19 protein-coding genes are annotated in these 23,681 nt (G+C 73.2%); 12 read left to right on the top strand and 7 right to left on the bottom strand.

The window, feature by feature from the left end; translation table 11 throughout:
• Positions 1-67: 67 nt before the first annotated feature.
• Positions 68-3,571, top strand: coding sequence for a hypothetical protein (locus CG736_RS24590; RefSeq protein ID WP_100588360.1), 3,504 nt, complete (start codon positions 68-70; stop codon positions 3,569-3,571).
• A 6-nt stretch (positions 3,572-3,577) separates the two neighbouring features.
• Here the strand turns inward: CG736_RS24590 and CG736_RS24585 are convergent, their stop codons facing one another.
• Positions 3,578-5,053, bottom strand: coding sequence for a helix-turn-helix domain-containing protein (locus CG736_RS24585; protein ID WP_100588359.1), 1,476 nt, complete (start codon positions 5,051-5,053; stop codon positions 3,578-3,580).
• Between the two features lie 195 nt (positions 5,054-5,248).
• Here CG736_RS24585 and CG736_RS24580 point away from each other — a divergent pair, with 195 nt between their 5' ends.
• The gene (locus CG736_RS24580; RefSeq protein WP_100588358.1) at positions 5,249-5,776 is read left to right on the top strand and encodes an RICIN domain-containing protein; all 528 of its coding nucleotides are present in this window, start codon (positions 5,249-5,251) and stop codon (positions 5,774-5,776) included.
• On the opposite strand, the gene CG736_RS24575 is transcribed toward CG736_RS24580, so the two are convergent.
• Positions 5,724-6,044, bottom strand: a complete 321-nt coding sequence (locus tag CG736_RS24575) for a hypothetical protein (protein WP_157815712.1) — start codon at positions 6,042-6,044, stop codon at positions 5,724-5,726. The genes CG736_RS24580 and CG736_RS24575 overlap by 53 nt on opposite strands.
• A gap of 241 nt (positions 6,045-6,285) precedes the next feature.
• Here CG736_RS24575 and CG736_RS24570 point away from each other — a divergent pair, with 241 nt between their 5' ends.
• Both CG736_RS24570 and CG736_RS24565 read left to right on the top strand, forming a co-directional pair.
• A complete protein-coding gene (locus tag CG736_RS24570) occupies positions 6,286-7,821 on the top strand; it encodes an MFS transporter (protein ID WP_232734150.1) in 1,536 nt (511 codons plus the stop codon).
• A 96-nt stretch (positions 7,822-7,917) separates the two neighbouring features.
• A complete protein-coding gene (locus CG736_RS24565) occupies positions 7,918-8,682 on the top strand; it encodes a TetR/AcrR family transcriptional regulator (RefSeq protein ID WP_100588355.1) in 765 nt (254 codons plus the stop codon).
• On the opposite strand, the gene CG736_RS24560 is transcribed toward CG736_RS24565, so the two are convergent.
• Positions 8,675-9,178 (bottom strand): PadR family transcriptional regulator, encoded by a 504-nt coding sequence (locus tag CG736_RS24560; RefSeq protein WP_100588354.1) that lies wholly within the window; start codon positions 9,176-9,178, stop codon positions 8,675-8,677. The genes CG736_RS24565 and CG736_RS24560 overlap by 8 nt on opposite strands.
• A 306-nt stretch (positions 9,179-9,484) precedes the next feature.
• On the opposite strand from CG736_RS24560, the gene CG736_RS24555 reads away from it, so the two are divergent.
• The 3 genes from CG736_RS24555 (at position 9,485) to CG736_RS24545 (ending at position 13,811) form a co-directional block, all read left to right on the top strand.
• Positions 9,485-11,191, top strand: coding sequence for a glycoside hydrolase family 13 protein (locus CG736_RS24555; RefSeq protein WP_100588353.1), 1,707 nt, complete (start codon positions 9,485-9,487; stop codon positions 11,189-11,191).
• A 494-nt stretch (positions 11,192-11,685) separates the two neighbouring features.
• Positions 11,686-13,065, top strand: coding sequence for an NADP-specific glutamate dehydrogenase (gene gdhA, locus CG736_RS24550; RefSeq protein WP_100588352.1), 1,380 nt, complete (start codon positions 11,686-11,688; stop codon positions 13,063-13,065).
• A gap of 131 nt (positions 13,066-13,196) precedes the next feature.
• Entirely contained in the window at positions 13,197-13,811 is a 615-nt protein-coding gene (locus tag CG736_RS24545; protein WP_100588351.1) for a hypothetical protein, read from the top strand.
• 69 nt (positions 13,812-13,880) lie between these two features.
• On the opposite strand, the gene CG736_RS24540 is transcribed toward CG736_RS24545, so the two are convergent.
• From CG736_RS24540 to CG736_RS24530, 3 genes are all read right to left on the bottom strand, one after another.
• Positions 13,881-15,143, bottom strand: a complete 1,263-nt coding sequence (locus CG736_RS24540) for an MFS transporter (RefSeq protein ID WP_100588350.1) — start codon at positions 15,141-15,143, stop codon at positions 13,881-13,883.
• 86 nt (positions 15,144-15,229) lie between these two features.
• Entirely contained in the window at positions 15,230-15,769 is a 540-nt protein-coding gene (locus CG736_RS24535; protein WP_100588349.1) for a carboxymuconolactone decarboxylase family protein, read from the bottom strand.
• 44 nt (positions 15,770-15,813) lie between these two features.
• On the bottom strand, positions 15,814-16,707 hold the full coding sequence (locus CG736_RS24530) for a hypothetical protein (RefSeq protein WP_100588348.1): 894 nt from the start codon (positions 16,705-16,707) through the stop codon (positions 15,814-15,816).
• Between the two features lie 211 nt (positions 16,708-16,918).
• Here CG736_RS24530 and CG736_RS24525 point away from each other — a divergent pair, with 211 nt between their 5' ends.
• Together CG736_RS24525 and CG736_RS24520 are read left to right on the top strand one after the other, a co-directional pair.
• Positions 16,919-17,884 carry a hypothetical protein gene (locus CG736_RS24525; protein ID WP_232734149.1) on the top strand — a complete coding sequence of 322 codons (966 nt, stop codon included), beginning with the start codon at positions 16,919-16,921 and terminating at the stop codon, positions 17,882-17,884.
• Positions 17,885-17,987: 103 nt separating this feature from the next.
• Complete coding sequence (locus CG736_RS24520) at positions 17,988-18,758, top strand: hypothetical protein (RefSeq protein ID WP_157815711.1); 771 nt, start codon at positions 17,988-17,990, stop codon at positions 18,756-18,758.
• A gap of 92 nt (positions 18,759-18,850) precedes the next feature.
• Here the strand turns inward: CG736_RS24520 and CG736_RS24515 are convergent, their stop codons facing one another.
• Positions 18,851-20,281 carry a lamin tail domain-containing protein gene (locus tag CG736_RS24515; protein WP_100588346.1) on the bottom strand — a complete coding sequence of 477 codons (1,431 nt, stop codon included), beginning with the start codon at positions 20,279-20,281 and terminating at the stop codon, positions 18,851-18,853.
• Positions 20,282-20,494: 213 nt separating this feature from the next.
• Here CG736_RS24515 and CG736_RS24510 point away from each other — a divergent pair, with 213 nt between their 5' ends.
• The 3 genes from CG736_RS24510 to CG736_RS24500 all read left to right on the top strand — a co-directional run.
• On the top strand, positions 20,495-21,118 hold the full coding sequence (locus tag CG736_RS24510) for a protein-tyrosine phosphatase family protein (protein ID WP_157815710.1): 624 nt from the start codon (positions 20,495-20,497) through the stop codon (positions 21,116-21,118).
• 404 nt (positions 21,119-21,522) lie between these two features.
• The gene (locus CG736_RS24505) at positions 21,523-22,455 is read left to right on the top strand and encodes a lytic polysaccharide monooxygenase (RefSeq protein WP_100588345.1); all 933 of its coding nucleotides are present in this window, start codon (positions 21,523-21,525) and stop codon (positions 22,453-22,455) included.
• A 432-nt stretch (positions 22,456-22,887) separates the two neighbouring features.
• A partial coding sequence (locus CG736_RS24500; protein WP_198520597.1) for a cellulose binding domain-containing protein occupies positions 22,888-23,681 on the top strand: 794 nt, incomplete at its 3' end.

The raw sequence follows: 23,681 nt of genomic DNA, 5'->3' as shown, positions 1-23,681 counted from the left end.
GCGTCAATTTCCCACTAGGCTACGGAAACTCGGGGAAATCCGGGGCCGACGACCGAGTGGGGAGCCCATGCCGGCGGGCCGTCCGCCCAAGGACGAGCAGGAGCACTATCCGGAGCTGCTGGAGCTGGCCTCCTGGTTCCGGCAGGCACTGGTGAGCGCCGGCTACGGCACCCCGAACGCCTTCATCCGGACCGGCTTCGCCGGAAAGGCGGCGGTGTACGGCGTCCACAACGCCTCCCGGCTGCTCACGCTCGAATTCACCAAGGCCCTCGCCACGGCGCTCGGCCGGGACCCGGCCGAGGTCGTCCCGATCTGGACCCGCGCGAAGGACGCCCGGGACCGCGCCACCGCCGCCGAGCAGCAGTCCACCCGTCCGCGGCTGACGTCCTGGGCCGAACTCCCGCTGCCCGCACTCGCGCTGCGCAACCTGCTGGAGGCGCAGTCCCGTTCGGCCGACCGCCTCCCGTACGACGTGCTCGACGTCAAGGAGCCGCCGCTGTCCGCGATCTACGTGCGGCAGCAGATGCGGGCGGCGCTGCCGCCGTCCCGCGAGAGCGGCGGTCCCGACGTGCACGGCACGCCCTCGTCCGGCCCGGAGAGCTCGCACGCGCACGCCTCCTCGGCTGACCGGGACACCGTGCTGCCGCTGAGCGAGATCTTCGAACGGCCCGGGCACCTCCTCGTCACGGGCGAGCCCGGCTCCGGCAAGTCCACCCTGACCAACCACGTCACCTGGCTGCTGGCCCGGGTCTGGCTCCGGCAGGAGAGCAGTCTGGCCGCGCCGGCCACCGAGCCGCTGGTGCCGCTGCGGATCGCCGCCCGCGCCCTGGTCGAGCACTCCGGGTCGTGGAGCGCCGCCCTGTGCCACGCGGCCCGGGACAGCATGGGGCACAGCCTGGTGGCCGAGGCCGATCCCGGGCTGTTCACCGGCCGGGTCCAGGGAGCCCAGTGGCTGGTGATGGTCGACGGGCTCGACGAGATCACCGACCGGCAGGCCCGGGCCCAGCTCATCCGGGTGATCGCCCAGCACGCCCGGTCCGACGGGGCGTACCGCTTCCTGGTGACCACCCGCCCGCTGCCGGAGATCGAACTCACCCCGCTGCGCGGCGCCGCGTTCAGCTCGTACCGGATGGAGCCGTTCAGCCGGGCGGAACTGCGCAACTTCGCCACCCAGTGGTTCCGCGCCCAGGGCAACGGCCCGGAGGAGACGGAGGCCGCGGCGGTGCGCTTCCTCCAGGAGACCGAGGACGGCCGGCTGAGCGAGCTGGTGCAGAACCCGCTGCTGGCGACCATCGCGGCGGTCAGCGCGACTGTCGATCCCCACCGGCCGCTGCCGGCCAACCGGTTGAGTCTCTACCAGCTGTTCCACGACCACCTGATGAGTCGCAGCGCGGGCCGGGAGCGACGGGACGACGAACTCGCCGGCTGGGTCGGCCAGGTCCGTCAGCAGCTGGTCGAGTCGCTGGCCCGGCACCGGATCGAGAGCGACGGGTCGCTGACGGCGGCGGCCCGCCGGTGGGTCCACGACCACCGACCGGCCGGACTGACGCTGACCGGGCGCTGGGAGGCGGAACTCCGGCACCTGCTGCTCGGCACCGGCCTGCTCGTCCCGCAGGGCGACGACCTGCGCTTCCTGCACCACTCGTTCGCCGAGTTCCTGGCCGCCCGGTCCTACGCCGAGCAGATTCCGCCCGGTTTCCCCGAGTTGGACGGCTGGGCGGCGAAAGGCATGGGCGAGGCCGAGCACACCCTGGCGCTGTTCACCTTCTGCCTGTGGGCGCAGCGGGCGGACTGCGACGCCGACCTGATCGTCGATCACCTGCTGCGCCGGACCAGCGACAGCGGGGACCCCGTGAACCTGGCCGGCCTGCTGGTCGCCGAGGGTGTCGCGGTGGGCGAGCGGAAGTGGTCGGAGATCCTGCAGCGGCTCCAGGACAGCGTCCGCAACACCTTGGAGGGACCGGACCTGCGCGAGCCGTTCGCCACGCTGTCCGCGCTGGCGGACCGGCCGGGGACCGCCGACCGGCTGCGCGCCCTGGCGGCGAGCAGGATCCTCTCGGTGACCCAACGGCTCGGCGCGCTCGATGCGTTGAGCCGGGTGTGCGCGCCGTCCGAGGCGGAGGCGCTGCTCGCCGACATCCTGCCCGACAGCGACGACGAACTGCCGGCCGCGGCCCGGATCTCGCTCGGCCTCGGCGTCACCGCGCAGCAGGCGGTCCTGGCGCGCACCCGCTCGATCCGGGAAGGGCTCCGGGCCGACACCTGGGAGACGGCGATCGCCGCCGAGACCCTGGAGGTGCTCGGCAGGCCGGACCAGGTGCAGCAACTCGCCCGGGAGGTCCTCGCCGACCGCTCGGCCCGCTCGGGCGACCTGCAACGGGCGGCCCGGGCGTGGCTCAAGGCCTCGCAGGGGGCGTGCACCGACGAACTGGCGGCGGCGGTGCTCCTCCGGCCGGCCACGGACAACGTCGGCCGCGATGCGTTGATGCGGACGCTGGAGGAGTCCGGGGAGCCCGCCGCGGCCGCCCGCATCGCCGAGCAGACGCTGCGCACCGGCCGGGGCACGGCCCGCCACCTGAAGAACGCGGCGGACATCTGGGTGCGGGTGCACGGCAGGGAGCGGCCCGAGGTCGTGCTCGACGCGCTGAAGAACGCCACCCCGGCCACCGGCAGGCCGCCGTACCTCGCCGCCTGGCTCACCCGGGCGGCCGCCGAGGCCGGCGAGACCCGCCTGGCCGTCGAGTGGGCCCGGCAGGTCCTCTCCGCGCCGGACCGGCCCACCGCGGACTCCTCGCTGGTGGTGGCCGCCTGGCTGGCCGCCGAAGGCAGCGCCGCCGCTCCCGCCATCATGGCGCTCCTCGACCGGGGCAGCGCGCTCACTCCGGCCGAACGCGCCCAGTGCGCACGCGAGTTGCTCGATGCGGGCGCGAGCGCCGAGGCCGCCGTCATGGCCACCCTCGCGCTGCGGACCCCGCTCTGGGGCGAGTCGTACTACAAGGAGGCCGCCGGCGTCCTGTTCAAGGCCCGCCCCGCCGAGTTCGGCCGCGTGGTGGAACAGGCCCTCGCGGAGCAGCCGGACCACGACGCGGCCTGGCTGGCGGGAGTGCTGCTGGCGATCGGCTCCGAAGCGGGCCCGCACGCCCCGCTCATGGCCACGCTCGCCCGTCGGCTCCTCTCGGCCCCGGCGGTGACCGGCGAGCAGGTCGCCTACGCACTCGGGGCCCTGGTCGAGACCGAGGGACTGGACTACGTCCCCGCGATGGTCGCCACCATCAAGGCCCGGACGGATCTCTCCGTCACACACATCCGGGCCCTCGCCCGGGCCCTGGCCTCCTACGGCCTGCGCGCGGCCGCACTCGAGTGCTGGCGCCACGCCCTCGACGTGCTCTGGCTGCCGAGCGACCAGGAGTGGGAGCTCATGAACGACCTGCTGACCGCCGACGCCGGCCCGGAGGCGGCGTCCTGGCTGCGCGAGATGATCGACCGTCCCGGGCTGGGCGGAAAGAGCCGGCTCCGGCTGCGGCAGATGCTGGCCTGGCTCGGACCGGCGCTCGAACCGGACGGCCGCTGAGCGGTCTCAGCGCAGCAGTTCCAGGGCGCGGTGCGCGAGCCACAGTTCGTGGACGGCGGTCGGCGGGCGCAGCAGGGCGCAGTCGAGCAGGCTCTCGATCCGGCCGAGGCGTTTGCGGACGGCCGACGGCGACAGCGCCAACTCGTGTGCGGTGGGGCCGATCCGGGTGTCGTGGCTCAGCCAGCGGGCGAGGGTGTGGGCCAGGGCGGGCGGGGCGTCGGCGGCGTGCAGCGGGTGGAGCCGGCCGCGGGCCCAGTCGGCGACCTGGGGTTGGCCCAGCAGCGCATCGATCCCGGTGTCAGGAACCGGTGTTGACGATCCGTCAGAGTGAATTCCCAGGGCGAGGGCTAGGGTCGCCCGGTCGGCGAGGCGGTGCGGGTCGAGGCCGAGGAGGCGGTGCAGGTGGGTGAGGCGGGCGGCCAGGGTGTTGCGGTGGATGCCGAGGCGCACGGCGGCGTCGGCGGGGTGGTGGAGCCAGGCGGCGGCGGTGGCGAGCAGGGCGGGGCCGTCGGGGTCCTGGGGCCGGGCGGCGCGGTGGGCGCGCAGGGGGGCGAGGGTGGCGGTGGCCCATGCGGCGCCGGCCGGGCCGAGGACGGGGGCGAGGCCGCCGGGCCGGGCGTGGGCGGCGCGGCGTTCGGGGTGCCGACGGGCGACGGTGAGGGCGTGCAGGGCCTGGCGGTGCGCGGTGGCGGTGTCGCGCAGCGGCAGGGGGTCGCTGATGCCGACGTGGCAGGTGTCGGCGACGGCGGGGTGGTGCAGCCAGGCGGCGAGCGGGCGGGTGTCGACGGCGGGTTCCAGGACGAGGGTGCGGCCGGCGGCGCCGGGTTCACGGCCGACCCAGGCGGTGCCGGTGGCGGACCGGTCGGCGGCTTCCCGACGGGCGGCGGCGGGCCCTTCGACGGCGTACATCCGTACGGTGTCGGGCAGTTCGCCGTGCAGGGTGCGGGCGAGGCGGCGGGCGACGGCGACCTGACCGTCCATCAGCAGGTGCAGGACGGCTTCGCGGGCGCCGGTGTCGGCGAGCCGTGCGCGGTGGGCCTGGCGGCGGCCCTGTTCGGCGTCCCAGGTGAGGCTGAGGACGGTGGCGGCGTCGGCGAGCAGCAGCGGCAGGTCGGGCGGGGCGGGCCTGGGGGCGACGACGGCGAGGACGGGCGGGCGGGTGCCGGGCCGGCCGGGCAGGGTGACGACCAGGCAGGTCAGGGTGGAGCGGCCGACGGCGGCGGAGCCGGCGGCGCGGGTGCGGGCTTCGCCGACGGCGCTGCGGGCCAGTGCCCGTTCGGCGACGCCGACGGGGGTCGGCGGCGGGCAGGCGTCGGCGCCGGTGGGGTGGAGCAGCAGCACGGCGGCGCGGGTGCGGGCGGCGAGTCGGCGCAGGACGGCGGCGGTGCCGCCGCGGCGGCCGGCGGCCTGGAGGTCCAGGACGTCGTCGGCCCGGCGCAGGCGTTGGAGGGTTCGGCCGTCCGGCAGGGGTGTGTCGCGCATGTCGCTCCCCCCGAGGGACATCCGAAGTCGATTCGTCTCCCAGGCTATCCGCGCCACGAGCGGAAGATCAATGCGCTCGGTGTGCAGTTCGACACCGTCCGGGTCTGCTCACCGGGCAGTTCCGCACCCGGCCGGACGGCGGGCGGCCCTAGGTTGGCCGGGCATCGCACCACACTGCACCACTCGGGAGGATCCATGACCCGCAGGACCGGCCTCGGCCGTCTGTTCACCGCCGCCGGCGTCGCGGGGGCGCTGACCGTCGCGCTCTCGCTGACCTCGACCGGTTCCGCCTCGGCCGCCAGCGACTTCCAGGGGAACCTGAAGAGCAACGCCACCAACCGGTGCCTGGCGGTGGACGGCGGCGGCAACGGCAACGGCACCCCGGTGTTCCAGTGGGACTGCAACGGCAACAACGACCAGCAGTGGACGTTCGAGAACACGGGCGGCGGCGCCTACGAGATCGTCAACAAGTGGGGCCTGTGCCTGGAGGCCCCGGGCTGGACCACCGCGGCGGGCGCCCAGCTCGGCCAGTGGGGGTGCCACGGCGGCGCGAACCAGACCTTCTACATCGACAACTACATGACCGACGGCACGAACCTGCGGTTCAGGAACGTGAACTCGGGCCTGTGCGTCAGTGTGCAGGGCGGCAGCGCCGCGCTCCGCACCCCGATCATCCAGTGGTACTGCAACGACGCCGCCGACCAGCGCTGGCACACGAACTGATCGCGACGGCGGTGAGCCGGCCGAGGGCGGCGGTGAAGATCCACGGCTGCTCCAGCGGCGAGAGGCTGTAGGCGATCAGCACGACGACCGGCGGCAGTGCGCGGTGCGCCGCCCGGTCGGCCCGCGGGCCGACCGGGCCAACCCGGCCGACCAGGCCCGGGACGACCAGCAGCGCGGCGCCCGCCAGTGCGGTCCACCAGCCGTGCGCCACGGCCTCGAAGATCGCGAACGCGGCCGTGAACAGGGCCAGTGCCGCCCACCCGAGCACGGCCCCGAGCCCGGCCCCGGGCCCGGACACAGGCCGGTGAGCCGGCATCAATTCGCGTTCCACCTCTGCCCCTTCCGTCGAATCGACCCTTCGAAGCTAAGGCTAATAGCGTTAGCCGTCAACCCTCCCGAGCGCCGTCGCGCAAATGTGTTGTACACCGTAGAAGACTTCCTCTACGGTGTACAACACATGCCCGGCCACCACCGGGCGCCTTCGTCCGTGCCTGCTCCCGGGGGTCCCCTTGTCACCAACGTCCGTCCCTGCCACCGCCCCGCACCCGCGCCGCTGGGTGATCCTGGCGGTGGTGTGCCTGGCCACCCTGGTGGTGCTGCTCGACAACACCGTGCTGAACGTCGCGATCCCGTCGCTGACCGAGGAGTTGGGCGCGCGCACGGCCGACATCCAGTGGATGATCAACGCCTACTCGCTGGTGCAGTCCGGCCTGCTGCTGACGGCCGGCAGCCTCGCCGACCGGTACGGGCGCAAGCGCGCCCTGCTGGCCGGACTGGCCCTGTTCGGCGCCGGTTCCGCCGCGGCCGCCTTCGCCCAGTCCACCGGTCAGCTGATCGCCGCCCGGGCCGGCATGGGCATCGGCGGCGCCCTGCTGATGACCACCACGCTCGCCGTGGTGATGCAGGTCTTCCAGGGGGCGGAGGTGCCCAAGGCGATCGGCGTCTGGGGGGCCGTCAGCTCGCTGGGCTTCGCGGGCGGCCCGCTGCTCGGCGGCGTGCTGCTGGCGCACTACTGGTGGGGCTCGATCTTCCTGATCAACATTCCGGTGGCGCTGATCGGCCTGGTCGCGGTGGTCCGCCTGCTGCCGGAGAGCCGCGACCCGGCCGGCCGCCGGCCCGACGTCCCGGGCGCGGTGCTGTCCACCATCGGCATGGTCGGCGTGGTGTTCGCGATCATCTCCGGCCCGGTGGACGGCTGGGGCTCGGGCAGGGTGCTGCTGTCCGCGGCGGTCGGCCTGGCCGCGCTGGCCGGTTTCGCGGCCTGGGAACTGCACACCCCGACGCCGATGCTGGACATGGGCTTCTTCCGCAACCGCCAGTTCAACGGCGCGGCCGCGGGCGGCGTCCTGGTCGCCTTCGGCATGGCGGGCTCGCTGTTCCTGCTCACCCAGTACCTGCAACTCGTGCTCGGCTACCGCCCGTTGGAGGCCGGCCTGCGGATGACCCCGCTGGCGCTGATGATCGTGGTGCTCAACCTGACGGGCGTCGGCGCCCGGCTGCTGCCGAAGCTCGGCTTCGCGGGGGCGGTGGCCGGCGGCATGGCGCTGCTGTCCGGCGGCCTCGCGCTGATCGCACTGACGGGCTCCGCGCACGGTTACGGCGGCCTGCTGGTGGGTCTGCTGCTGATGGGCGCCGGCATCGCGGTGGCCAACCCGGCGATGGCCTCGGCCCTGATGGGGGCGATCCCGCCGGAGCGGGCGGGTGCCGGAGCGGGCGTGCAGGGCACCGCCACCGAGTTCGGCGGCGGCCTCGGCGTGGCCGTCCTGGGCGCGGTGCTCGGCTCGCGCTTCGCGGCGGGCCTGCCCGACGGAGTGCCCGCCTCGGCCGCGAAGTCGCTGCCGGAGGCGCTGGCCGCCGCGCCCGACGCGGGCGTCGCCGAGGCGGTCCGGACGGCGTTCGCCGACGGGCTGACGTCCAGTCAGCTGATCGGCGCGGCCGCCGTCCTGCTCGGCGGCCTGGTCTCGGCGGCGCTGCTGCACCGCGCGCAGCAGCCCGCCGCCCCCGCCCAGGCCCCCGAGCCGGCACCCTCACCTGCGGCTTCGTAGCACCGACCGACCCCGGGCCCGCGCACCTCGCGCGGGCCCGAGCGCGTACCGTGGAGCCACCATCGGGCCCCGTCCCCCGGAACGCGAAGGAGCAGCGTGGCCGTCAAGCGCGCCTCACAGGTCAAGAAGAGCGTCTGGCTCACCCCGCCGCCGTCCCGGGGCCGCCGGGCCCCTCGCGCGACGGGCGCCGGCGGTGCGGGCGGGCTGGACCGCGAGGTGATCGTGGCGGCGACGGTGCGGCTGCTGGACGAGCAGGGCGAGGCGAAGTTCTCGATGCGCGCGCTGGCGACCCGGCTCGACGTCACGCCGATGTCGCTGTACTGGTACGTCGCCGACAAGGACGACCTGCTGGAGCTGGCGCTGGACGTGGTGTCGGGCGAGATGGAACTCCCGCGCCCCGATGACGGCCTGGACTGGCAGGACGGCCTGCGGGCGCTGGCGGTCAGCTGGCGGGCGGCGATGCTGGCGCACCCGTGGGCGGTGCGGATGTACAACGACTACCTGAACATCGGCCCGAACTCGGTCCGGTTCTCCGCCCGGGCCCTGGAGGTGGCGCGCAGTTCGCCGCTGTCGGAGGACGACGCGATGTCGGCCCTGTCGGCGATCTTCCAGTACGCCTACGGCTTCACCGCCAACGAGGTCAACTGGAACGAGAAGGCGAAAGCGGCCGGCACCACCGAGGAGGGCCTGATCGCGGAGATCACCGAGGCGGTGCTGCAGGTTCCGTCGATCGCCGAGTCCGGCGCGCTGACGGAACGTCCCACGGACTCCGAACAGCTGCTGCGCGAACGGCACTTCCAGCGCGCCCTGGACTGGATGCTGGCCGGCATGGCCGCCGGGCTCGCGGGCGCCGCTACGTGAACTCCTGCTGGCAGCGCTCCAACCAGTCGAGTTCGGCCTTCAGTTGCAGCACCGCGCCCTCGATCAGCAGCCGGGACAGATCGTGTTCGCGGTTCTGGTCGGCGCTGGCGCGCAGGCCCCGCAGGGTGGCCAGGCAGTGCGAGCGCTGAAGGTCGATCAGGGTGCGCCGGTCGGCGAGCCGGGTCTGCGGGGCGAGCACGAGCTTCAGGAAGAACTCCTCGCGGACCTTGGCGCCCTCGGACGGCCGGGCGAACCAGTCGACGAGCTCGCGCCGCCCGGCGTCGGTGAGCGCGAACACCCGCTTGGCGGGGCGGCCGTCCTGGGCGACGGCCCGACCCTCGATCAGACCGGACTTCTCCAACCGGCCCAGGGTGATGTAGACCTGCCCGTCGTTGGTGCGCGGGCAGGCCGGACCGAAAGTGCTCTCCAGGGCCCGGCGGAGCTGGTAGCCGTGCGCGGGGCCCATGGCGAGCAGTGCGAGCAGGGGTAGCCGCACGCGGTGCCTCCTTGAACTTCGAGGGGTGCGCCGGGCGGTCGAACCGGATCGGCTGTGCGCCCGGCGGCGCTCCTGGGCGTTGCCCTACCCCGATGCGCGCCCGGTTATTCGTCCGAAACCCCAGCGGGATCGGTCCAGATGGTGGCACCCTGAGGCGCAGGAAGTGACAACCGTCCCGGCAGTCTCCTGGACACACACTTTGGCCTATACCTAACATGCAGGTATTCCTGGGGAACTGACGGTCTGTCAGCCGGTTCCCACACCTGCCAGCGCGACCTCCCTCGCGCGCTCCCGTGAAGGTGACGCATGATCACGTCCGTCGTCCCCGGCGACCCGCCACGCCCCGCCCAGGTCCCCGGCCCGTCCGCCGCCGCCCCCGCGGAGCGCGAACTCCCGGCCGAGCAACCGGCGTCGGGCGCGCCCGACGCCCTGTGGTGGCGCGACGCGGTGATCTACCAGGTGTACGTGCGCAGCTTCCAGGACTCCAACGGCGACGGCATCGGCGACCTGCCGGGCGTGCGGGCCCGGCTGCCGTACCTCAAGCGCCTCGGCGTGGACGGGGTCTGGCTGAACCCGTTCTACCCGTCGCCGCAGCACGACCACGGCTACGACGTGGCGGACTACAAGGGCGTCGACCCGATGTTCGGCACCCTGGAGGACTTCGACCTGCTGGTCGAGGACTGCCGCAAGCTCGGCCTGCGCCTGGTGCTGGACACTGTGCCCAACCACTGCTCCACCGAACACCCGTGGTTCCAGGACGCGTTGCTCGCCGCCCCCGGCAGCACCGAGCGGGCCCGCTTCCACTTCGCGGACGGCCGCGGCACCGACGGCGAACTCCCGCCCAACAACTGGCGGGCGATGTTCGGCGGCCCCGCGTGGAGCCGGATCACCGAACCCGACGGCACCGCCGGCCAGTGGTACCTGCACATGTTCACCCCCGAGCAGCCCGACCTGAACTGGCGCAACCCCGAAGTCCCCGCCGAGTTCGAGAAGGTCCTGCGGTTCTGGCTCGACCGCGGCGTGGACGGCTTCCGCATCGACGTCGCCGCCGGCCTCTTCAAGCACCCCGAACTCCCCGACTCCCCCGACCCGGAGGCCGACGAACGCACCCGCGACTCGGTCAACCCACTGGCCTGGAACCAGCCCGAGGTGCACGACATCTGGCGGGCCTGGCGGGCGATCTGCGAGGAGTACACCCAACTCGACGGCCGGCAGCGGCTGCTGGTCGGCGAGGCGTCCGTGCCGACGCCCGCCGAACAGGCCAAGTACGTCCGGGCCGACGAACTCCACCAGGCGTTCTTCTTCCACCTGCTGCACGCACCGTGGGACAGCGAGCACTTCCACCAGGTGATCGACGCGGCCGTGCGCGACATCACCGCCACCGGGTCCACCGTCACCTGGGTGCTCAACAACCACGACCAGGTCCGCACCACCACCCGCTTCGGCAGCCCCGAACGGGCGCGCGCCGCGGCGCTGTTGATGCTGGCGCTGCCCGGCGCGGCCTACCTGTACCAGGGCGAGGAGCTCGGCCTGCCGGAGGTCGACGACCTGCCCGACGACGTCATCACCGACCCGATCTTCTTCCGCACCGGCAGCCGCAAGGGCATCCGCGACGGCTGCCGCGTCCCACTGCCCTGGTCCGGCACCGAGGCCCCGTTCGGCTTCAGCCCCGACGACTCCGCCCCCAGCTGGCTGCCGCAGCCCCCGTCCTTCGCCGACCACACCGCGGAGCGCGCCCTCACCGACCACACCTCCCCCTACCACCTGTACCGCGAGGCCCTCCACCTGCGCCGCCTGCTCCCCCAACTCGGCGAAGGCACCCTCCGCTGGCTGGAGACCCCGCCCAACGTCCTCGCCTTCACCCGCGGCGACGGCCTCCTGGTCGCCACCAACTTCGGCACCACCCCCGCCCCCGCCCCCGTCACCGGCACCCCCCTCCTCTCCTCCGCCCCCTGCCCGCCCGGCACCCTCCCCCCGGCCACCACCGCCTGGTGGATCCAGCCCCGCATGTGACACCACATCGCCCCGGCCCGCCGAGCCCCCTGCCCCGAACGCACACGAAGGGGAAGGGAACCCGGCGGGCCACGGCATCGGCGGAGCACTGATCGGTGAACGGCCCCGGCGGCTGCTTCGGCACCCTGGACGACCGCCCCGTGCTGCCCGGTCGAGCGGCGCTGTCTCCGTCACGCCTCGCCGACCGGCACGTCCGCGTCCTGCTGCGCCGAATCCGCGCACCGGGCCGTCACCGAACCCACACGATTCGTTGAGTTCGGCCCTCGGGGCCCGCCGAGCGGCCGAAATCACCTGATCGGGTGTTCACATGCTGGACACGCTGTCGATGAATACTGGTCAGCACTGGGACAATGGTGTGGACCACAGGTCCCACCCCGTCGCACGGCGCGTGTCAGGCGTGCCGGCGGCGATCCTCAACGGCGAGGAGGACCAAGGGCGGTCCCCGGGACGGGGCGCCCTCGTGCACCATCCGATTCACGGAAGGTTGTGCCTTGATGCCGGCCACCCACAGCTCCGCCGCGTCCACCGACGCCGGCGCCCGCCTGATCGAGCCGCTGTACCAGGAAGTCCTGCGGCGGAACCAGGGCGAGAACGAGTTCCACCAGGCGGTCCGCGAGGTCCTCGAAACGCTCGGCCCGGTCCTGCTGCAGCGTCCCGAACTCGTCGACGCACGGATCATCGAGCGGGTCTGCGAGCCCGAGCGGCAGCTGATCTTCCGCGTGCCGTGGTCCGACGACAAGGGCGACATCCACGTCAACCGGGGTTTCCGGGTGGAGTTCTCCAGCGCCCTTGGCCCGTACAAGGGCGGACTGCGGTTCCACCCCTCCGTCAACCTCGGAATCGTCAAGTTCCTCGGCTTCGAGCAGATCTTCAAGAACGCCCTCACCGGCATGCCGATCGGCGGCGGCAAGGGCGGCTCCGACTTCGACCCCAAGGGCCGTTCGGACGCCGAGATCATGCGTTTCTGCCAGTCGTTCATGACCGAGCTGCACCGCCACCTCGGCGAGTACACCGACGTCCCGGCCGGTGACATCGGTGTCGGTGGCCGCGAGATCGGCTACCTGTTCGGCCAGTACAAGCGCATCACCAACCGCTACGAGTCCGGTGTCCTCACCGGAAAGGGCCTGGGCTGGGGCGGCGCGCAGGCCCGCACCGAGGCCACCGGCTACGGCTGCGTGATGTTCACCGAGGAGATGCTGCGCACCCGCGGCGAGAGCCTGGACGGGCAGCGCGTGGTGGTCTCCGGCTCCGGCAACGTGGCGATCTACGCGATCGAGAAGGCCCAGCAGCTGGGCGCGACGGTGCTCACCTGCTCCGACTCGACCGGCTACGTGGTCGACGAGAAGGGCATCGACCTGGCCCTGCTCAAGGAGATCAAGGAGACCCGCCGCGGCCGGGTCTCCGACTACGCCGAGGCGCGCGGCTCGCACGTCAAGTACGTGGCGGGCGCCGGCGTCTGGAGCGTCCCGTGCGACGTGGCGCTGCCCTGCGCCACCCAGAACGAGCTGCACGAGGCGGACGCGCTGGCGCTGGTCCGCGGCGGCGTGAAGGCCGTCGCCGAGGGCGCCAACATGCCCACCACCCCGGAGGCGGTGCGGGTCTTCCAGGAGGCCGGCGTGGCCTTCGCGCCCGGCAAGGCCGCCAACGCGGGCGGTGTCGCCACCTCCGCGCTGGAGATGCAGCAGAACGCCTCCCGCGACTCGTGGACCTTCGAGCACACCGAGAACCGACTCGGCGAGATCATGAAGCACATCCACGACTCCTGCTTCACCACGGCGGAGAAGTACGGCAGCCCCGGCAACTACGTGGTCGGCGCGAACATCGCCGGCTTCGAGCTGGTCGCCGACGCGATGCTGGCCCAGGGCCTGATCTGACGCCCTGCCATCGAACGGGCCCGGACCGCGGCGGCGGTCCGGGCCCGTCTGCGTGCCCCCTGTCTGGGGACGCGGCACCGGGAGTAGGTTGTGCGCCGCACGACCGGATCCGGGGGAAGGCCAGGCTCGTCATGTCCAGGAAGCCGCGCAGGAGATCGAACCACTGCCCGGATCGGACCAAGTACCGGGCGACCCCGCCCCGCGACGCCGACCGCCGGATCGGACGGAAACCGCCGATCCGGGTCTCCGTCGCGCTCCTGCTGTTCCTGTCCGTGATCGGTGCGGCTTTCTTGCTCGTCGGACTGCTCTTCCTGACCGAACTGCGGGCGCAGCACCACAGCCCCGAGCTGTCGATGACCGTCTCACGCTGTCGCACCGTCCACCACGACCGCGGTCGGACCATCGACTGCATCGGCACCGGCCGGCCCGGCGGCTCCGGCGTCACCGCCGGAACGTGGCGATTCGCCGGCGCTCCCGAGGTGTACGCCGACGGGACGGTGCTCCAGGTCCGCTGCACCCCGGACGGCGAGTGCAATCGGCTCACCGTCGGCCGGCACGCCTTGGCGCTGCTCCTCACGCTCGCCGGAGCGGCCCTGACCGTCCTCGGACTGTCCCTCGCTGCCCGCCAGGTGGTCGGGGCCGTCGCCCCGCACCGCTCGCCCGGTCCCCTGTCCCGCCCGGGGACCGCGGCCGTCGCCGCCTTCCTTCTCGTCCTCGCCGGGTCTCTCGTCTACGTGTTCACCTGACGCCCCGTCGACGAGAGGGGCCCGGACCGCGGGTGCGGTCCGGGCCCCTCTCGTCGGTGCGGCCGCTCGTCACGCGGCCTTGACCAGGTTCTTCGGCGTGTTCCGGGCGACTGCCAGCGGTGTGCTCGTGGTCTCCTGCGCGTCGTTGCGCGGCCACAGGGCGAGGGCGCCGGCGGCTCCTGCTGCGGCGAGGGCCGCCAGGACGGTCCAGGTGAGCGGGAAACCGGCGATCGTGCCGAGCCGGCCTGCGATCGGGTAGGTGATCAGCCAGGCCAAGTGCGACAGCGAGAACTGGGCCGCGAACACCTCGGGGATCGCGCTGCGTCCGACGGAGGCGCGCAGGACCTTGCCGGTCGGGGTGATGATCAGCGCCATGCCGACCCCGGTCGCGGTCCAGATGACCGCGGTGCCGGTCCAGCCGGCGAGGCCGGCCGCGACGACGGTCGCTGCGGCGGCGGTCGCGGCCACCAGGACGGCGGCGCCGGTGATCATGACGGTGCGGGCGGCGATCCGGTCGAGGACGCGCGGGAGCAGGAGCGCGGCCAGCAGCGTTCCGGTGCCGGAAGCGGCGAGCATCCAGGCGACGTCCGACTGCGAGCCGCCGAGTTCGTCACGGACGTAGTTGACGGTGTTCACCACGACGATCGAGCCGGCGGCGGCGACCGTCAGGTTCAGCGCCATGATGCCGCGCAGCCGCGGGGTGGTGAGGAAGGTCCTGATGCCTGCCGCCGCCTTGTCCCAGGCCTTGGTGTGACCGCTCGGGCGAGCATTCGGCACACGGGTCGACAGGACGAGCAGCGCGGAGAGCAGGAACCCGACGGAGGTGCCGAGGAACAGCCGGTCGAAGCTCAGGAACGCCAGCGCGACGCCGGCCAGCACCGGGCTGAGCAGGCTCTCCATGGTGGAGGCGACCTGCGAGGCGGACAGCGCCCGCGTGTAGGCGGAGTCGTCGGTGACGATGTCGGGGATGACGGCCTGAAAGGTCGGGGTGAACGCCGCGGAGCCGGCCTGGAGCAGCCCGATCAGGACGTAGACCTGCCAGATCTCGCTGACCAGCGGCAACAGGAGGACGACCGAGCCGCGGATCACGTCGAGCGCGACGAGCAGGGCTCGTCTGGGGAGCCGGTCGATGTGCGCGGCGGCCAGCGGCGCGATGACCACGTACATGACCATCTTGATGGTCAGGGCGGTGCCGAGGACCGTGCCGGCGCGGGGTCCGGCGAGGTCGTAGGCGAGGAGGCCGAGGGCCACCGTGGTCAGTCCGGTGCCGAACAGGGCGATGACCTGGGCGGCGAACAGGTGGCGGTAGTCACGGATGGCGAACAGTCGCATGACGGGTTCCTTCCGGGTCCATGCGGCCGGGCACGGCCCCCGCGGGTGGCGGCCGTGCCCCGCGAATACAACAGGCAGGGGTGTCTTCACTGCGCACCGGTGTCGCCCTCGTTTCCCGGCGTGAGGCCGGCCAGGAGGTTGAAAGCGCCGGTGAGGACGTTCAGGGCGACGACGCCGACGACATCGGCGATCGCGCGGTCGCTGAAGCCGTGCGCGCGCAGCGCGGCGACCTGGTCGTCGGTGATCGACGTCGGTTCGCGGTGGATCCGGAGGGCGAGGGCGATGATCGCCGCGATCGCGGGATCGGCCGAGGTGCCCTCGCGGGCCCGCTCGATCTCGTCCTCGCCCACTCCGAGCGCGCGGGCGGCGTCGACGTGGGCGTCGAGACAGAGCCGGCACCCTTGCTGCACCTGGAGGGCGACGGAGATGCGTTCGCTGATCCTGCGGTCGAGCTTGGCGCGGCCCATGGCCCGGCTGAGCTGGAGGTATCCGCCCAGGACGGCCGGTGAGTGGGCCATCGTGGCGACCATGCCGCCGATGCTGCCGTGCCGGGAGACCAGGTCGGCGAGGAGGTCGCGGGAGGCGCCGACCGCCGTGTCGGGCGTGAGGGCGGAGAGGCGGGGCATTCCTGTACTCCTTTCCTGGGAGCGGGCGGAGGTGTGCGCGCTTTTCAGTGGTGGCCGTGGTCCTCGTGGTGCGCGTGGTGGCTGTGGTCCTGGTGGTGCGCGTGGTGGCCGTGCTGCTCGTGCTCCGCGTGCTCCGGCGCGGCGGTGGTCGTCTTCGCGGTCGTGCGCACCGTGAACTCGGCGGTCCGCACGGTGCCCTCGTGCTGGAAGTCCAGGTACAGGCGGTACGTGCCGGCCGAGGGGGCGACGGCCATGAACGAGATCTCGGGGCCGGGCGCGGTGACGCCGTCGCCCGGGGCGCCCTCCGGGTGCACGTGCAGGTAGCCGAGGTCGCCGACGCGCAGTGCCACCAGGTGTCCGAAGGCGGCCAGGTAGGGCTCCAGGTCGGTCACGGGGTGTCCGTCGCGGTTGACGGTGAGGGTCAGTTCGCTCGCCTCGCCGGCCAGCAGCTCGCCGTCCAGGGTGACCGCGTAGTCGCCGATCCGGGCGACCCCGGTGGACTCCGGGAGCGGGCGCGGGTCGTAGGCGCCGGCCACCGCGACGTCGGCGCCCAGGGTCAGGGTTCCGGTGTGGGCGGCCGGGTGGATGTCGGTGAAGAACCGCCAGTCGCCCGGCGTCAGGGTCAGCTCGGTGCTCCAGACCCCCTTGTCGTCCCGCACCGGGTGCACGTGCTGGAACCCGGAGGTGTCCCGCCGCACGGCGATGAAGTGCAGCTCCTTCTCGTGCTCGGGCACGAACTCGGTCACCGGCCGCCCGTCGGGGCCGGTTACCCGGAAGGTGATCGTCTGCGGGCCGGCGCCGAGGATCGTCGCGTCGAGTTCGAGGGTGTACCCGCTCTCGGAGACCGACAGGCCTCCGGCCTGGGCGCCGCCGTGCTGGTGGGCGGCGTGGCCGTGTGCGGTGTGGGCGGCGTGGCTGTGGGCCGCGTGGTCGTTCATGACATCTCCCTGGTTCGGTCCTGTGTTCTCGGGGCTTCGTTCCCCCTCCAACGACCGCAACCATATACCCCTGGGGGGTATATGGAAAGGCCTCGCGGCCACCCGCACCGATCACCGCCGGCGAGCGCCCCGGACCGCACGCCTCGACCATCTGCCGACCTGACGGCGGGTCAACTCACCGCCCCGCCACGCCTCCGCCGATAGTGGGCGGATGAGCACACCTGGTCTCCCCCGCCGGGCCGCCCTGCTGGGCGGGCTCGGCTGCGCCCTGACGGCCTGTTCCGCGTCCCACCCGGTCGCCCGGAACTTCTCCTCGTCCTCCCCGTCGCCGACCGGCTCCGCGTTCCCCGCCCCGTCCGCCTGGCAGCCCGGGCCGGGCGAGCTCCAGCCGGACGTCAAACTCCGTGCGGTACAGGTGGTGGAGGCGATCGGCAGCTGGCCGCCGGGCGGCCGGGGCGCGGCGGCGGCCGGGCAGCGGGTGGCGGCGCTCGGGCTCCCGGCCGAGCTGGCCGCGCAGGGCGGGACGCTGCTGGCGGACGCCCCGCAGGCCGCGGTGGAGGTCGTCTACGCCCAGTACGGCGGGCTGCTGAGCGACTCGGCGAGCGTCCTGGTGGTGTGCCGCCAGTGGCTGGCCGGGCCGGACGGCGCCCCGCAGTCCGCGGGCACCACGGTGGACGTGCGACTGTCGCAGGCCGATCCCCGCTGGAACGTCACCGCCCTGCACCCCGCGGACCCCGGTCCGGCGGCGGCCACCCTCCCCGACCCGGCGACCCGGGTGCTCGCCCAGCCCCGGATCGTGCTGCCGCCGGCCGCCGTCGCGGACCTCCGCAGCGGTCAGGTCCACGACTCGGTGCTGAACGCGATGCTGACGCTGGCCGGGCCGTACAGCTTCCAGGTCAGCGTGGTGCGGTCCGGACATCCGCTCATGGTGTTCGGCACCGACCGGCCGAGCGACCACCCGCTGGGGAAGGCCTTCGACACCTGGCAGATCGACGGCCACCCGGTGGTGGACCCGGCCACCCCGACCGACCTGGTCGACTCATTCATGCGCGCCGCCGCGGCCGCCGGCTCGTACAACGTCGGCGGGCCGCGCCTGCTGGCGGGCGGGAGGACGGCGAACCAGTTCTTCAGCGACCCGACCCACCACGACCACGTGCACGCCGGCTTCACCGCCTGATCCGACTCCCGTTCGCAACTCGAAACCCCTTGCGCTCCGCCCGTGACCTGCGACAACGTGGCGGAAATCGATCAAGCGAGGGGTAGGGGTGGGAGTGGGATCCGTGCGGACTCGCCGGAGTGGAGCGGTCGCGGTGGTGCTGGCGGCCGCGCTGACGGGATGTTCGGGGAGTGCCCCGGCGCCGAAGCCGCCGCCCGCGCCGTCCGGCCGGTCGGCCGCACCGGGCCCGGCCACCGCGTCCGCGCTCGCACCGGCCGACCCCGCCCAGGAGCTGGCCCAGCTCCGGGCGGCGATCGAGGCCCCGCCGCAGCCCTTCTCGGCGGTACTCACCGTCCAGCTCACGGACGACACGCGCACCGCCCGGCGGCTGGGCGTGGTCAACGTGGCGGACGGCCTGCAGACCGGCGCGCTCGGCCTGGTGTCAAGTGAGCAAGGGGCTGAGCAGCAGGCCTATCTGACGGTGACCCGGGACTTCACGTACACCCGCGTCTCCGACCGGGCGTGGGTGCGGTCGCCGCGCTCCCCGGAGCCGCTGTTCGCCGACCACCGGGCGATGGCGCGGGCGCTGCTGCAGAGCGACCCGGCAGCCTTCCGGGGTCGGGCCAGGATCCGGACGATGCGCAGCGGCACGGGCTTCCACCTGGTCGGACGGCTGCCGCTGACGGCGGTCGCCGACGCGTTCGACGCCACCGCCCGCGAACGGCTGGCGCGGCACCGAATACCGGACTGCGGGACCGATCTGCTGCTCGACGCCGACGGCCGGCTCTCCGAACTCACCTTGACCTGCGAGGCCGACGGCTACCGGCTCCGGTCCACCACCGGCCTGGCCGAGTTCGGCCCGGCCGCCGAAACCCCGCCGCCCGACGACCTCTGACGCGCCCGACCGCCTCTGACGCACCTGACGCCCACCCGGCCCCGGACTCCTGCCGGAGCCCGGGGCCGGGTGGCACTGCCGTTGACGCCTCGTCAGCAGCTGATGCTGCCCTTGCGCAGGGCGTGACTGCCGGTGTTGCTGTCGTCCGACCAGTAGACCGGCTTGCTGCCGCCCACGCACTCGTCGGCGCCGGCCGGCGTGAAGCCCTCGTTGTTGATGTTCGGCATGCCGGACGGGCGGTTGTAGACGGCGGTGACGGCGAACGCGCCGCTCGCGTTCACCTGGAAGGTCCGGTGCTGGCCGGAGCAGGTGTCGTCACAGACCACCCAGAGCCGGTTGGCCTGCTGCTCCCACTGGAGTTCCATCACGCCGGCCATCCCGCTGCTGACGGTGGCGACCTTGGTGAACCCGCCGGCCTCCAGCAGCACGTAGCCGTAGACGGTGCCGGAGCCCTCGACGCCGACGAAGAACACGCCGCCGGTGTGCGCGGCGTAGCGGCTCGGGTCGTAGGCGGCGCCGGTGGCGGCGTCCTTGAACCCGGCGCCGGTCAGGTAGCTGTCGGGCACCCAGGTGATGCCCTCCAGGCCGAGGTTGGCGCCGGTGGCGGGCAGGTCCGCGGTGAGGTTCCACTCCCGGGTGGCGCTCAGCGTGCTGCCGGTGCCGGACACGTCGTAGCGCAGCACGGACAGCCGGCTGGTGGACGAGGCGTCGGCGTTGCGCTCGCTGGAGACGTACACGCCGCCGGCCGAACCGGCGCCGGTCAGGGTCACGCCCTCGTCGTCGGGGGTGCCGGTGCCGCCCGGGAAGCGCAGCGCCTTGCCGGAGCCCCAGCCGTTGGCGGTGTCGGGCGTCCAGCCGCCGGAGCCGTTCGGGACCAGCCGCCACAGCTTGCCGGAGTTCTGCGCGCCCCACATCACCCCACCCTCCTGGTACAGGCCGGACAGGTCGGTGCCGAACACGTTGGCGGCGTCCGCGGTGGCGACCGTCGAACCGCCGGGCCAGGCCACCGGGGTCGTGGAACCGCCGCCGCCGGAGCCGCAGTTGTTGGCGGCGCCGAGCGTCAGGGTGGCGGCCTGGGTCCAGCCGCCGGTGCCGTCGGCGCAGCGCGACCAGGACGGGTTGGAGTGCGAGGTCCAGCTGAACGAATCGACCAGGGTGACACCGTCGGCCAGGTACAGCCGGGCGCTGTCCGCGGAGCCCAGGCCGAAGCTGCCGTGCACGTCGAAGGCCTTGAAGCCGCCCGGAGCCAGGCTGGTGCCGGACGCGATCTTGTACTTGCTGCTGTCGTTGTCGTCCTTGAGGATCCACCCGGACACGTCGATCGTCGACGTGCCCTTGTTGTACAGCTCGATCGAGTCGTTCACCGACCCGGTCGTCACCACCTCGTTGAGGCGGATGTCGTCGGCCGGCGCAGCGGCGGCGGGCGAGGCGGTCAGCACTCCCGTCCCGACGGCCGGCAGAGCAATGGCGGCCAGCAGCAGGGAGAGGCGACGACGCCACCTGGGGGCGCGCGGTTCGGTCACGGTTTCCGTCCCTCGGATCGGTGTGGACACGGCGCCGACCAACCTCCCGACCCCACCCCAACGAAGCCCCACCACCACCTGTTCCCCTCATGAACGCCCGGCGAACCCACCCCCACCCCCCCGGAAGTCCTGTCCCGGGCCCGGCACTTCGGGACTCGCGGTTCGGGAACCCGTCGCCGGAGTCTCCGCGTTGTCGGGCGAGGAGGCAGTGACATGAAGACCCGCCGAAGGGGCGACCACGGCACGCCGGAGCCGGAGACGCCGTGGAACGAGGTGGCACCCGGGCTCTGGATGGGCGGCCACCACTGGCGCGACCCGGCCGGGCAGCGCCACCCGGTCCGGGTCGACGGCGAATTCGAGCTGGTGGTCAGCCTGTTCACCGCCCCCGGCCACGGCCCCGCGCCCGGCGTCGAGCACTTCGTCGCCGAGGTGCCGGACGGCCCGCTGGACGCCGAGCAGTTGGCCGCCGTCCAGGACGCTGCCGCGCACACGGCGGATGCGGTGGCGGCCGGACGCAGGGTGCTGGTGCGCTGCCGCTCCGGCTACAACCGGTCCGGGCTGGTGGTGGCACAGGCGCTGGTCGAACTGGGCGCGCACCCCGCCGAGGCGATCCGCCGAGTGCGGGCCCGGCGTTCGCCGTGGGCCTTGAACAACGGACTGTTCGTCGCGTACCTGGAGACCGGACTCGACACGGCGCGGCTGCTCGGCTCGCTGACGGCGCTCGAAGGCTGGCCTCTTGGGCCGACCTCGAAGGCTGACGCGGCGTCGGCGGGTCACTGCGGACGGACTGTCGGCCGGGCTCCGGCGGCTTGCCCCATGGTTATCGGCGGCTTATGACCTTCTTATCCGCCGGAATAGTCGCATACCCCTGGCGGACAGGTGGAGGTAGCCGCGCGAGCGGGCTGGCGTAGCCGAGCGGGTACGGCGGCGGTAGGTTGCGGGGCTGGTGGGAGGCCGATTCCGCTGGTGCTTTTCGCCGAGAGCGTGGTCGGCGACTTCTGACACAACGCCAGGTCGGGCACGTGCCAAGGGCGTTGCGGGTGGCCGAATGCCGCCACCGGGGCTCCGGTCGAAACTGGCAGACACTTGTCAATTGGTATAGGCCAATCGTAGCCTTCGGTCCGATCGCGGTGTGCCGGGTCCACACCGCGCCGCCCCCGGGTCGCTCCCGTGGGCGTCGGGCGGGCATGCGTCCGCCCCTTTTCCCCCACCATCGACCCGGCACCTTTCCGAGGAGAACCATGTCCTGGTCCCGTCGTCTGCTCACCGCGTCCGCGGTGGGCGCGGGCGCCCTGGTCGCCACCACCTTCGCCGCCGGCACCGCCGGAGCCCACGGCGCCATGTTCGGCCCCGCCAGCCGTATCGCCTCCTGCTACGCGGAGGGCCCCGAGACCCCCAAGTCCCAGGTCTGCAAGGACCTCGTCGCGGACAGCGGCACCCAGCCGCTGTACGACTGGAACGAGGTCAACATCGCCAACGCCAACGGGCAGGCCCGGCAGATCATCCCCGACGGCCACCTCTGCTCCGCGAACCGCGACAAGTACCGCGCCCTGGACTGGGCCCGCACCGACTGGGCCGCCACCTCGGTGACGGCCGGCGCGAAGACCTTCAACTTCCGCGTCACCGCGCCCCACCAGGGCGTCATGACGCTGTACATCACCAACAGCAGCTACAACCCGACCCAGCCGCTGAAGTGGTCGAACCTGGACCTGGCGAACCCGATCGCCACCTTCGCCAGCCCGCGCACCTCGGACAACGGCTACTACAACGTCGCCGCCAACCTGCCGCAGCGCACCGGCCGCCAGATCGTCTACATGGTGTGGCAGCGCACGGACAGCCCGGAGGCGTTCTTCGGCTGCTCCGACGTCGACTTCGGCTCGGGCACCACCGCCACGGCTGGCGCGCTCGCCGCCCAGACCCCGTCCGCGCCCACCGAGGCGCAGATCAGCGCCGGCGCCGCGTACTCCTCCGTCTCCCACGCGGGCCACGGCGGCGACGCGCTGACCGCCCAGGAGGCGGCCGCCGGCACCACCTCGACCAACACCGCCGCGTCCGTCCACCCGTCCGGCAGCGACAATCTGCTGCTCGGCGTCGCCGGCGCCGGCCTGCTGGCCGCCACCGCCTCGGGCGTCCTGCTGGCCCGCCGGATGCGCAACACCGCCGTCACCGCCTGACCTGACGGCCCATGAACGCCCGACCCGCATGGGTCGGGCGGGTGGCGCGGCCCCATCCCCCACAGTTCGGGGGCCGCGCCTTCCGTCATCACGACCTTCCACCCCCTCGCTCTGCCGTCGCGCGACCCTCCCCCGCCACGGCCTTCTCCCGCCCTGGCCTTCCGCCGCCGCGACCCTCCGCGCGATGGCCTGCCCGCGCGGCAGGCCGATCAGCCGGGACTGCCCTGAAGCGACCGCCGCCGCCTGCCGCCGTCCGGCCCGGCACCTTTCGGCCGAAGCGACCTGCCGTGCCAGCGTCTTGATGAAGCGTCAATTCTGGGCAAAACCGCAGGTTTCCACCTTGACGGCCCCAATTGGTCTGGACCATCTTGAGTCCGCCCCCAGCACCAGCGCACCACCCCACTCCCCCACACCGTCGAGGAGAACCCGCCCATGAGGCGCGTCACCCTGTCTCTCGCCGCCACCGCGGCCCTGCTCGTCGCGCCGCTGGCCGCCACCGCGGCAGGCACGGCCAACGCCGCCGGAGCCTCCGGACTGGTCGCCGACTACGCCGTGACCCAGAGCTGGTCGAACGGCTTCCAGGCCAGCTACACCGTCACCAACTACACCAACACGACCGTCAACAACTGGTCGCTCTCCTTCGACCTGCCGACCGGCGAGACCGTCTCCAGCCTGTGGAACGGCACCCTCACCTCCACCAGCACCTCCACCGGCACCCACTACACGGTGACCTCGCCGACCTGGGCCTCACCGCTCGCCCCCGGGGCCAGCGCCCCCGCCGTCGGCTTCGGTGTCACCAGCGGCGCCACCCAGACCGCGCCCGCCAACTGCACCATCAACAACCAGCCGTGCGCCGGCGCGCCCGCCGACAACGCCGCGCCGACCGTGCCCGGTAACCTGCGCAGCACCGCCGCCGGGCCCGGCAGCATCACCCTCGGCTGGAACGCCTCCACCGACAACGTCGGCGTGGCCGGCTACCACGTGCGCGAGGGCAGCGCCGTCGTCGCCACCGTCACCGGCACCAGCGCGACCGTCCGCGGCCTGCTCCAGGGCAGCAGCCACACCTTCACCGTCAGCGCCTTCGACGCCGCCGGCAACGAGTCCGCCGCCTCCGCCGCCGCGATCGCCACCGCCGGGACCGGCACCACGCCCGGCACCGCCGCGCCCTACGTCGACCTCGGCGCCTACCCGACGCCCAGCCTGCCCGCGCTCGCCGCCGCCAGCGG

It is taken from the genome of Kitasatospora sp. CB02891, from assembly GCF_002803145.1.
Taxonomy (GTDB): domain Bacteria; phylum Actinomycetota; class Actinomycetes; order Streptomycetales; family Streptomycetaceae; genus Kitasatospora; species Kitasatospora griseola.
Note: the sequence above shows the minus strand (reverse complement) of the source record. Positions and strands in the feature narration are given on the sequence as shown.